General features: G+C 71.2%; 11 protein-coding genes. 7 read left to right on the forward strand and 4 right to left on the reverse strand.

What is annotated here, in order from left to right; translation table 11 throughout:
• Positions 1-91: 91 nt before the first annotated feature.
• Positions 92-367: a hypothetical protein gene (locus tag ABZW11_RS41555; RefSeq protein WP_355430394.1), complete on the forward strand. Its 276-nt coding sequence runs from the start codon at positions 92-94 to the stop codon at positions 365-367.
• 66 nt (positions 368-433) lie between these two features.
• On the opposite strand, the gene ABZW11_RS41560 is transcribed toward ABZW11_RS41555, so the two are convergent.
• Positions 434-661: a hypothetical protein gene (locus ABZW11_RS41560; protein ID WP_355430397.1), complete on the reverse strand. Its 228-nt coding sequence runs from the start codon at positions 659-661 to the stop codon at positions 434-436.
• A 590-nt stretch (positions 662-1,251) separates the two neighbouring features.
• Here ABZW11_RS41560 and ABZW11_RS41565 point away from each other — a divergent pair.
• Positions 1,252-2,361, forward strand: a complete 1,110-nt coding sequence (locus ABZW11_RS41565; protein WP_355430400.1) for a C45 family peptidase — start codon at positions 1,252-1,254, stop codon at positions 2,359-2,361.
• A 155-nt stretch (positions 2,362-2,516) separates the two neighbouring features.
• Positions 2,517-2,921, forward strand: coding sequence for a spore-associated protein A (locus ABZW11_RS41570; protein ID WP_355430403.1), 405 nt, complete (start codon positions 2,517-2,519; stop codon positions 2,919-2,921).
• Positions 2,922-3,063: 142 nt separating this feature from the next.
• Here ABZW11_RS41570 and ABZW11_RS41575 read toward each other — a convergent pair whose 3' ends face one another.
• Genes ABZW11_RS41575 through ABZW11_RS41585 form a run of 3 tightly spaced genes read right to left on the reverse strand, consistent with a single transcriptional unit; the run spans position 3,064 to position 6,115 of the window.
• Positions 3,064-4,845, reverse strand: coding sequence for an FtsX-like permease family protein (locus tag ABZW11_RS41575; RefSeq protein ID WP_355430406.1), 1,782 nt, complete (start codon positions 4,843-4,845; stop codon positions 3,064-3,066).
• 5 nt (positions 4,846-4,850) lie between these two features.
• Positions 4,851-5,588: an ABC transporter ATP-binding protein gene (locus tag ABZW11_RS41580; RefSeq protein ID WP_355430409.1), complete on the reverse strand. Its 738-nt coding sequence runs from the start codon at positions 5,586-5,588 to the stop codon at positions 4,851-4,853.
• Positions 5,585-6,115, reverse strand: a complete 531-nt coding sequence (locus ABZW11_RS41585) for a PadR family transcriptional regulator (RefSeq protein ID WP_355430411.1) — start codon at positions 6,113-6,115, stop codon at positions 5,585-5,587. The genes ABZW11_RS41580 and ABZW11_RS41585 overlap by 4 nt, the downstream gene beginning before the upstream one ends.
• A 308-nt stretch (positions 6,116-6,423) precedes the next feature.
• On the opposite strand from ABZW11_RS41585, the gene ABZW11_RS41590 reads away from it, so the two are divergent.
• The 4 genes from ABZW11_RS41590 to ABZW11_RS41605 are packed head-to-tail and all read left to right on the forward strand — an operon-like array spanning position 6,424 to position 10,488.
• On the forward strand, positions 6,424-7,347 hold the full coding sequence (locus ABZW11_RS41590) for a PmoA family protein (protein ID WP_355430414.1): 924 nt from the start codon (positions 6,424-6,426) through the stop codon (positions 7,345-7,347).
• The gene (locus ABZW11_RS41595) at positions 7,344-8,654 is read left to right on the forward strand and encodes an ABC transporter substrate-binding protein (RefSeq protein WP_355430417.1); all 1,311 of its coding nucleotides are present in this window, start codon (positions 7,344-7,346) and stop codon (positions 8,652-8,654) included. The genes ABZW11_RS41590 and ABZW11_RS41595 overlap by 4 nt, the downstream gene beginning before the upstream one ends.
• On the forward strand, positions 8,651-9,598 hold the full coding sequence (locus tag ABZW11_RS41600) for a sugar ABC transporter permease (RefSeq protein WP_355430420.1): 948 nt from the start codon (positions 8,651-8,653) through the stop codon (positions 9,596-9,598). Before ABZW11_RS41595 ends, ABZW11_RS41600 begins: the two co-directional genes overlap by 4 nt.
• Complete coding sequence (locus ABZW11_RS41605) at positions 9,595-10,488, forward strand: carbohydrate ABC transporter permease (RefSeq protein WP_355430423.1); 894 nt, start codon at positions 9,595-9,597, stop codon at positions 10,486-10,488. The genes ABZW11_RS41600 and ABZW11_RS41605 overlap by 4 nt, the downstream gene beginning before the upstream one ends.
• The last annotated feature ends 192 nt before the right edge of the window (positions 10,489-10,680 follow it).

A 10,680-nucleotide genomic window follows, 5' to 3' on the forward strand; every position in this document is an offset into this window, starting at 1 on the left:
CGGTATTGACACCCTTCGGGCAAGATCCGTAGCGTGTCGGGTAAAGGTCGAAATTTAAGGCGCTCCTGAACGCCTTGCGGAAAGGAAAAGTGTGCGACGCAGACTGGCGAAAGTCGCTTCGATCCTCCTCGCGACAGGATTTCTGACGGCGGGAGGCACCTTCCTCGCAACCACCTCCGCACAAGCAGAAACCACCCGCACGTCGAATGTCGCGGCCCCGCCGGCCGTGTGGGTGGACTACAAGAACTACCTCGACCATGAGGCCTGCCGGCAGCAGGGCAGGGAAATGCTCGGCGGCGGCGTCGTCATCGCCTACAAGTGCGATTGGGACAGCCCCTACTGGATTCTGCGCGTACGCATCGAATAGGTGCGGAAAAGGTCCCGGCCGGGGCGGCGAAAGGTGCTCCGCCGCCCCGGCCGGGTTTCATTTCTCTCAGCGGTAGACGCTCAGCAGCCAAGAAGGGCTGTCCCACGAGCAGTCCCAGTCCTTGATGATTCCGGCGTTCAGCAGTTCGCCGCCCTCGCGGGCGCACGCGGCGTAGGTCGCGTAATTCTTGTACGGTGACCAGCCGGCCGCGGCCTGCGCCTGCCATGTCGTTCCGGCCGCCGCTGGAGCGGCTGAGAGAGAGGTTATTCCGGCTGTCAGGAATGCCGCTGCCATAAGCGTCGAAGTTGCTCGCGCCAGTCTACGTCGCACGCTTTTCCTTTCCGCAGGAAACCGATTATTCGGCCTTTCAGGACACGCTACGGATCTTCACGGAGATCTGTCAACGCCGGATTTCGGGCAGCACTTCGCCTGATCACCTTCCCGTATCAGCCGGCCGATCGCTCTTGCCGCCGGTCGCGCCCGCGCCCGAAGGTCTAGGAGGATCGGGGGGGAGGAGAAGCGGGAAGCGGGGGACGGCGTTCGCGGCGCTGCCCGGTGTCACCGCCGCCTCGCCCGCCCTCCGCGCGCAGACCGAGGTGGGCGGCGAGAGCGCGCTGCTGCTCGCCCTGGACGCGGACCGGCTGCCCGAGCTGCTCCACCTGCGTCCCGACCTGTCCGCGCGGACCGCCCGCAGCTCGCCGCCGCTCTCACGGGTGGTCGGGGCGGCCGGCTGGAGCTGCCCGGCAACCCGCGCGCCCTCACCGTGCGGGCCGACGCGCCGCACTCCGCGTCGGCTCGGACTGACCGGGGCCCGAGGGGTGCCGCCAGCGGGCTGTCAGTGGAGAGTCAGGGTGCGGTCAGCGGGGGGCGGGAGAGTCGGTGGCATGAACATCACTCAAGTCGCGGGCGGCAGGCAGGACTTCCAGCTCGTGCGTCACATGACCGTGCGGGGCGGGCAGATCGAGATCGGCAGGCGGCTCACCGACGAGGCGTTGCGGCTCGGCTGGCGGCCCCGTCCGGTGGACCCCACGGTGAACCGGGCCAGGCGGACCTGGTTCGAGCGGCACTGGCCGCAGCACCACGCCAGGATGGACGGCGCGGCCGAGGCGCTCGGCCTGGACCCTGACCAGGACGAGCTGGCCCTGGACGGGCTCGGCTACGTCCCGACCGGCTCCGCCTGCTCGGCTCTGTGGGTGCCGCCGTCGGCGTCGGCGGACGGTCACGGCAGGATGGCCCGCAACTACGACTTCTTCACCCTGACCGCGAGCGAGTTCAACGGCGGCACACCGGGGCCGGACGAGCTGCCGATGGCCGCCCGCCCTTACGTGATCACCACGATCCCTGACGACGGCCTCGCCTCCACCGTGATCACCATGTCGGACCTCGACGGCTGCATGGACGGCATCAACGAGGCGGGGCTGGCGGTGACGCTGCTGATCGCCGACATCGAGAACGCCGAGCCACCGCAGGACACCACCCCGCAGGTCGGCCTGAGCAGCCTGCAGCTGCCCCGGTTCCTGGTGGACACCTGCGCGACCGTGGAGCAGGCCAAGCAGGCGCTGCTCTGCGCCAAGCAGTACGACCACGGCGCGCCGCTGCACTACCTGGTCTCCGACGCGCACGGCGGCGCGTTCGTGTGGGAGCGCGGCGCGAACGGCACCGAGCACATCGTGGAGGTCGGCGACGGGCCGCTGTGCGTCACCAATCACCAGCTGCACCGTCACCCCGACCCGATGGCGCTGCCCGCCGACACCGAGGAGACGCTCGGCACGTACGGGCGGCTGCGCGCGTTGTACGAGCACAGCAAGGGCGTCACGATGTCGGAGCGCGACATGTGCGACGGCCTGGAGGCGGTGCGCGCGCCCGAGTTCGGGCCGTTCCGCACGCTGTGGCGGACGGTCTTCGACACCGCCGAGCGGACCCTGTCGAGCTCCTTCTATCTGGGGGACGGCCGGTACACAGAAGAGCTGGTCTTCAGCGCCCGCCGAGGGTGACCTGTGGCGTATGGGGCCGTCCTTTACCTACGTTTGACACTGGTAGCAAAGGTGCATAAGTTGCACCGCACCACGTGTGTGGCGATCTTCGTGCCCGGGTGCGGCGCGGCGAGCAGCCACCGCGCGACAGCAGGACGACGTTAGGAACGGCTCTTATGCGCAGACTCAACCGGGCCGGCGTGCTCGCGCTCACCAGTGCGGCCGCCCTCGCCGGATCCCTCTTCACGAGCGCCCCCGCGCAGGCGGCGTCGTCGCCCATCGCCGCGTGCGGCAGCAGCTACCACGTGATCGACAAGCACAGCCTGGGCGGCGCCACCGTCTACCTGCTCTACAACGGCAAGACCAACTGCGTCGTCACGTGGCGCGACAAGCCCAGCAGCAAGCGGGTCTACCTCAAGGCGCTGATCCACCGCGAGCGCCAGCCGTGGAAGGTGGACGGCGGCAAGTTCACCACCTACGCCGGGCCCGTCAAGATCGACGCCAGGGGCTACTGCGTCCAGTGGGGCGGCGACTACGGCAAGAAGCAGTGGACCTCGAAGTTCGGCCACTGCGGCAAGTGATCCGAAGCTGCGTGAAGTGATCCGGGTCGCCTAAGGGGCGGCGAGTGGCGGGGCGCCCGCCCAGGCGGGCAGGGGCTCGCAGCGGGCCCGCCACTCGTCCGGCAGGCGCGTGGCCGCGCCGGCGGCCACGATGCCGCTATGATCACGCCGTCTCGGCGCTGAGCGTCGGGGCCACCGGGCGCCGGGCCGCCAGCCGGGCGGGCAGGGCGACCAGCGTCGCCGTCACCGCCACGGTCACCGCCGCCACGGCGAACAACCCCCATGCAGGCGGCGCCACGGCATTCCTGGCGCTGAACAGCAGGTTCATGAACGCGCCCAGCGGCACGCCGGCGAGCGCGCCCGACACCGCGGGCAGGAGCTGGGCGACGGACAGCCCGGCGGCCACCTGCCCGGGGGTGGCGCCGACGGCTTGGGCGATGGCCAGGTTCAGGCGGGCGTCCATGGCGGCGGTCCAGGTGAGGATCAGCGTGTTCACCACCGCCAGGACGACGATCAGCACGGTGACGGCGAGCAGCACCTGGCGGTCGTGCTCGCCGCGCAGGTTCGGCAGGGCGGAGGAGCCGTTCAGGCCGTAGCCGCGGTTGTGCTGCGCCTGCAGGGCCAGCAGGGCGATCAGCGTGATCACGGTGACTGCGGTGGCGCACGCCTGCAGCACGGCGCGGCCCGGTCTGCGGGCGGTCAGCCGCAGCCCGAGCAGGAGCGGCGTGGGCAGCAGCGCGGTCAGCCAGGGCCGGTGCCGCGGGCGGCGCACGCCGGCGCCCAGTGCCGTGACGGTGGCCGTACGCAGGGCGTGCAGCGTGGGACGCAGCGTCGACAGCACCGCCACCACGACGGCCAGCACCGCCGTCGCGACCACGGCCGAGCCGGTCAGCGTGACGTCGCCGATCCTGCTGGCGGTGGGGGTGGCGATGGCCGGCATGGCCAGCCGGGCGGCCACCAGCCCGAGCACGTTCCCCGCCACCGCCAGCACCAGGTACTCGGTGAGCAGGACGGTGGCGATCACGCCGGGCGTGGCGCCGACGGCCTTGAGCAGCCCGGCCCTGCGGGTCTGCTCGGCCGTCCGCCCCGCGGCCAGCGCGGCCACGCCGGTGACGGCCAGCAGGTCGAGCAGCCATCCGCCGAACACCAGGATCGGCTGGCTGTTCCTGAGGATCACCATGTCCTGCTGCGCCTTGAACCGCCAGGAGTGAAAGTTCACCCTGAAGGCGTCGAGCTCGTGGTGGGCGTCGCGGAAGGTGTCGGCGGTGGCGGGGTCGCGCAGCTTGAGATCCACGGCGGTGGTCACCACGAGGTCGCGGGCCTGCGCCAGAGCCCGCGCGTCGGACGTGGTCAGCCAGGCCAGCCCGCTGTAGTCACTGGGACCGCCGCCGGGCCCGATCTGCGCCGCCCACGGGTAGATGGAGGTGGCCGCCGTGACGGCCACCCCGACGACGGGGTAGGTCTGCTCGGCGATCGTCACCCGGTCACCGGGCCCGACTTTCAGCGCGGTCGCGAAGCCCCGTTCAAGCACCACACCACCGGGACGCACCCACTCGCCCGAGGTCACCACCGGCCGCTCGACGGCGGCGGGCCGCTCGTCGATGGCATGCACCACGACAGGGGACTTGATCCCGTCGCGCGCGCTGAGCTCGCCGTAGACGATCCGGTACGGCCCCCGATGCGCGGCGACCCGCGAATCCTCCGTCAACGAGGCCAGAGCCGGCGCGACGGCGGGCCCCGGCTCCCCGGACAGCACCACCACGTCGGGCCCAGCGGTGGCGGCGCGCGTCTGCGCGTAAAGGGAGTCGCTGACACCGGGCAGAGACACCCCCACGGCCAGCGTCGCCGTGGCCACCGCCACCGCGAGCAGGAGCAGCACCCCCTGAACGCGATGCCGCCGCAGATCCGCCCGCACCAGCCGCGCGACGAGCACGAGTGAGCTCACGGCGGTCAGCCCTCCAGCCCGATGAGCCCGCCCAGCCCGCTCAGCCACTGGCCGTCGGTGCCGGTCATGACGGTGTCGCCGACGAACATGCCGTCGCGCATGGTGATCAGCCGGTCGGCCGTGGCCGCCACGCGCTCGTCGTGGGTGACGATCACCAGCGTCTGGCCCGAGCCGCGCAGGTCCTCGAAGATGCGCAGGACGTCGTGGGTGGCGGCGCTGTCGAGGTTGCCGGTGGGCTCGTCGGCGAGGACGACGCGCGGGTCGTTGACCAGCGCGCGGGCGATGGCGACGCGCTGGCGCTGGCCGCCTGACAGCTCGGACGGCAGGTGACGGGCGCGTTCTGCGAGGCCGGCCCGTTCGAGAAGGTCGGCCGCGCGGCGCCTGGCCTGCCGGGGCGAGCGGCCGGCGAGCAGCGCGGGCAGCTCGATGTTCTCGGCCGCCGACAGCTCCTCCACCAGGTGGAACGCCTGGAACACGAAGCCCACGGAGCGCCGCCGCAGCCGGGCCAGGGCACGCTCGCTCAGCGTGTCGATGCGCCGCCCGTCCACCCGCACCTCGCCCTCGGTCGGCCGTTCGAGACCGCCCAGCAGGTGCAGGAGCGTGGACTTCCCGCAGCCGCTCGGCCCCATCACGGCCAGCGACTGCCCCTCGGGCACCTCCAGATCGACCTCGTCCACCGCGCGGACCCGGCCCTGCCCCTGGCCGTGCGTCTTCACCAGGCCGCGGGTCTGCACCGCGATCATGCGTCCTCCGTTCCGGCGCCGGGCGCCCAGGCGCGTTCGCAGACGTCGAGCCAGCGCAGGTCGGCCTGCAACCGCAGCACGACCCCTTCGAGCAGCAGGCCGGCCCCCGACTCGGGCGGCTCGGCGAGCGCCGCCCGCTGGGCTTCGCGCAGGCGGCGCAGCAGCTCGCGGCGCTGCGCGGCGATCAGCTCCACCGGGTCGGCCAGCCGGGCCGCCGCGGCGGCGGTCAGCTTGAGATGGAACTCCGCGAGGTCGGGCTTCGGCCAGCCCACCTCGCTCAGCCAGGCGGTCACCCGCTGCTGCCCGGCCGGCGTCAGCGCGTAGACCTTGCGCTCGGGCCGGTCGGGCAGGCCGTCGGCACGCTCGCAGACGACGAGCCCCGCCTTCTCCAGGCGGGACAGCGTCACGTAGATCTGGCCCCGGTTCATCGCCTCGCCGAGCGGGCCCAGGCTGCGGCGCAGCCGGGCGTGCAACTGGTAGCCGTGCGACGGCTCCTTGGCGAGCATCGCGAGCACCGCGTCCTGCATGGTCGCTCCCCTAACGGTTGGCTAATAGATAGCGGTTACCCAAGGGGAGTGTCAAAGCGGCGCACGCACCGCCGCCTTCGTAGGCGCCGACGGCGATGCCGGGCGGCGCAGGATCCCGCCTTTTCCACAGAAGGGTTGACCTTGTGGAAAGTCGGCTGTTAGAACGTTGGAACAGCGCGTTGACAATCGTCTTTTCGGGCGGTCCGTTACCCACCTGCGGGCGGTATCGGCCCCGGCGACCCCGACCCCCACGGCGCCGCCCCCAGGCCGGGCGCCAGGCCGCCATCCGCGAGGAGAAGGACTCACGCATGACCTTGGCACTCACCCACGCCCGCGGCGACCGCATCACCGTGGTGCACGAGGCGAGCGGCACGGAGCTGTTCGCCTACGTCTACCGGCCGGAGGCGGCATGGGAGGCGCCCAAGCCCTACCTGCACCCGATCAGGACGCTGTCCGGCGGCCTGGTCACCGACTACCGCCCCCACGACCACCGCTGGCACAAGGGCCTGCAGCTGACCGCCTCCCACCTGTCGGGCCAGAACCTGTGGGGCGGCAACACGTACGTGCACGGGGAGGGCTACCTGCGGCTGCCCGAGCGGGTCGGCTCGATGGCGCACGTCGCGTTCGACGACGTTCACGCCCAGGTTGACAGCGCTGTCATAGCGGAACGCCTCACCTGGCATCCGCACGGCGGCGAGCTGTGGGCCGAGGAGGAGCGCCGCATCGAGGTGCGCGAGGTGGAGCCGGAGTCCGGAAGCTGGTCGCTGACCTGGACCTCGGCGGTGACCAACCGGCGTGACGAGCCGCTGCGCTTCGGCAGCCCCACCACGCACTGCCGGCCCGCCGCCGGCTACACCGGGCTGTTCTGGCGCGGGCCGCGGGCGTTCCGCGGCGGCCGGGTCTTCACCGCCGAGGCGGACGGCGGTGACCTGATGGGCGTCCAGGCCCCGTGGCTGGCGTACGTCGGCGAGCACGACGGCCGCGACGGCCACGCCACGCTCGTCTTCGAGCACGCCCACTCCAACGACCACCTGGGCGAGAAGGGCACGCACCCGGCGCACTGGTTCGTACGCAGTGAACCGTTCGCCGCCGTCGCACCCTCATGGGCGTTCTACGACGAGCTGGTCCTCGACCCAGGCGAGACGCTCAGCCGCTCCTACCGCGTCGTCATCGCCGACGGCGCCTGGGACCGCGACAAGGTCGCCGCCCACCTCGCGGGGCACGCCTGGTGAGCGCGACGCCCGGCCGGCCGCTCGTCAGCCGCCGCACCCTCCTGGCCGCGGCCGCCGCGGGCCTCACCGGCTGCTCCTCAGCGAGTACGACGGCGAAGCAGCAGGGCGTCACCCTCACCTTCACCTGGTGGGGCAACGACGACCGCGCCGCGCGCACCAGGGAGGCGGTCAAGCTCTTCGAGCAGGCGAACCCCGGCATCACGGTCCGCACCTCCAACGCCGAGTTCGGCGCGTACGTCCAGAAGCTCGCCACCCAGGCGGCCGGCGGCGGCATCCCGGACGTGGCCCAGCTCGACTACCGGCAGATCTCCCAGTACGCCGGCGGCGGCGCCCTCCTGCCGCTGGACCCGTTCATCAAGGACGGCACGATCAGGACGTCGGAGTTCGACCGAGGCTTCCTGCGCACCGGCACCTTCGCGGGAACCCAGTACGCCCTGCCGCAGGGCCGCGGCATCACCGGCTACGCCTACGACTCCGCCCTGTACGCCGAAGCCGGCGTCCCGGCACCCCAGCCGAGCTGGACGTGGGACCACTTCGAGGAGACCAACAAGGCGATCGCCGCACTGGGCTTGAAGTCACCCGACGGCCGCCCGGTCAGGGGCGCCAACGACGGCGGCGGCAACGAGGACATCTTCGAGGTCTGGCTGCGCGGCAGAGGCGGGCAGCTCTACGCCGAGCAGAAGCGCATCGCCTTCACCGAGGACGACCTCACCGAGTTCTGGACCTACTTCGACCGGATGCGCAGGGAGGGCGCGGTCGCCGCGGCCGAGGACACCGCGCAGGCCGGCAGCACCGAGACCAGCCCGATGATCAGGCGGCTGACGGCCGCCGACTTCACCTGGGACGCGCCGTTCCCCGGCTACGTGACGATGCTCGGCGGCTCCATCCGCTTCGCGCCGGTGCCGACGACCGGCGGGCACACGGGCTCGTACTTCAAGCCCAGCATGCTCCTCGGCATCGGCGCGCACACCGAGCATCCCGAGGAGGCGGCCCGGCTGATCGACTTCCTGCTCAACGACCGGCGGGCGGGCGCCGCCCAGGGCTTCACCCGCTCGACCCCGCCCAACCGGCTGATCGCCGCCGACGTCGCCGCCACGCTCAAGGGCCCCGAAGTGGAGACCTACCGGTACGCGCAGACCATGGAGAAGTACGGCATGGACGCGCCCCCGACGGCCCCGCCGAGCGGCGACGTCGCCGTCCAGACCGCCTTCGGCCGCATCTACCAGCGCGTCATGTTCGAGATGTCCACGCCCAGGCAGGCGGCGCGCGAGTTCATCGACGAGGCGAACAGGGAGCTGCGGTCATGACCACCCTGACGACCCGCGCCCCGGCGCGCACCACTCCGTCGCAGAGCCCCAGCCGGGTACGCGACAAGCAGTGGCCCGCCTACGTGTTCATGTCGCCGTGGCTGATCGGTGCCGGCCTGCTGACACTGCTGCCGATGGCGGTGTCGCTCTACCTGTCGTTCACCGACTACGACCTGTTCGACCCGCCGAAGTGGGTGGGCCTGCGCAACTACGCCGAGATGCTCTTTGAGGACCCGCGCTACTGGCGCTCGGTCGGCACGACCATGCTGTACGTCGTCGTGGCCGTGCCGCTGAAGCTGGCACTCGCGCTCGGCGCGGCGATGCTGCTGAAGAACCTCACCAGGGGCAGGGGCTTCTACCGCTCGGCCTTCTACGCGCCGTCGCTGCTCGGGGCGAGCATGTCGATCGCGCTGGTGTGGCGGGCGCTGTTCAACGACGGCGGCTCGGTGACCGACGTGCTCACATGGTTCGGCATCGACACCGGCGGGTGGGTGGGCAACCCGCATCTCGCGGTGTTCGCGGTGGTGCTGCTCGCGGTGTGGCAGTTCGGGGCGCCCATGGTGATCTTCCTCGCCGGGCTGCAGCAGATCTCACCCGAGCTGTACGAGGCCGCCGCGCTCGACGGCGCCGGCGCCTGGCGGCAGTTCGTCTCCGTCACCGTGCCCATGCTCTCGCCCGTCGTCTTCTTCAACCTGGTGCTGGAGATCATCCAGTCGTTCCAGGTCTTCACCCCGGCCTTCGCGATCAGCGGCGGCAAGGGCGGTCCGGCGGACTCCACCATGTTCTACACCCTCTACCTGTACGAACGCGGCTTCACCGCCTCCCACATGGGCTACGCGGCGGCGATGGCCTGGCTGCTGCTGATCGCCATCGGCGTGGTCACCCTGATCCTGTTCAGGACCTCGCGGTCCTGGGTCTTCTACGCCGACGAGGAGGGACGATGACCACCGCACCCGTGAGCACCGGGCCCCTGAGCACCGGGCCCATGAGCGCAGCGCAGGGCGCGGCCGTCCGGCGCGGGCTGCCGCACGTGATCGCCGCCGTCAGCCTGCTCATCCTGCTCTATCCGCTGGTCTGGCTGCTCGCCACCTCGGTGAAGCCGGCCGACGAGGTGGTGACCAGCCTCGACCTGCTGCCCAGCCACCTGGAGTGGTCGAACTACCTGACCGCCCTGGAGGGCGTGTCGGGCGTGCCGGTCAGCCGGTTGTTCGTCAACACGCTGCTGATCGCCGGCGGCTGCCTGATCGGGAACCTGCTGTCGTGCTCGCTGGCCGCCTACGCCTTCGCCCGGCTGCGGTTCAGGATGCGCAAGGTGATGTTCGGCTTCATGGTGGCGACGCTGATGCTGCCGCACCACGTCGTGCTGATCCCGCAGTACATCATCTTCAACCGGCTCGGGCTGGTGGACACGTACTGGCCGCTGATCCTGCCCAAGTTCCTCGCCACCGAGGCGTTCTTCGTCTTCCTCATCGTGCAGTTCATGCGCGGGCTGCCGCGGGAGCTGGAGGAGTCGGCGAGGATCGACGGGTGCGGGCCGTTCCGTACGTACTGGGCCATCACGCTGCCGCTGAGCCGGCCCGCGCTGATCACGACGGCCATCTTCACCTTCATCTGGTCGTGGAACGACTTCTTCACCCAGATGATCTACCTGTTCGCGCCGGAGAACTTCACGCTCACCATCGCGCTGCGCAGCTTCGTCGACCAGTCCAGCACCTCGGCGTACGGGCCCATGTTCGCCATGTCGGTGATCTCGGTGCTGCCGATCGTGCTGTTCTTCTTCGTGTTCCAGCGCTACCTGGTGCAGGGCATGGCCACCTCCGGGCTGAAGGGCTGAGGCCGGTGGCCCGTGTGACCGACAGGGCGCCCGGCGAGCCGTTCGGGCCGGGGTTCGCGCTCTTCGCCGACATGCTGCTGGCCGGGCTGCTGACCACCGTCGCGGCGCTGCCGGTGGTGACCGTGCCGGCCGCGTTCGCCGCCGCGTCCGCCGCGCTCGGGGAGGCCGCGACCGGCGGCGCGCACGTCACCG

Origin of the sequence: Nonomuraea sp. NPDC004580 (assembly GCF_040609855.1) — a bacterium.
GTDB classification, from domain to species: Bacteria; Actinomycetota; Actinomycetes; order Streptosporangiales; family Streptosporangiaceae; genus Nonomuraea; species Nonomuraea salmonea.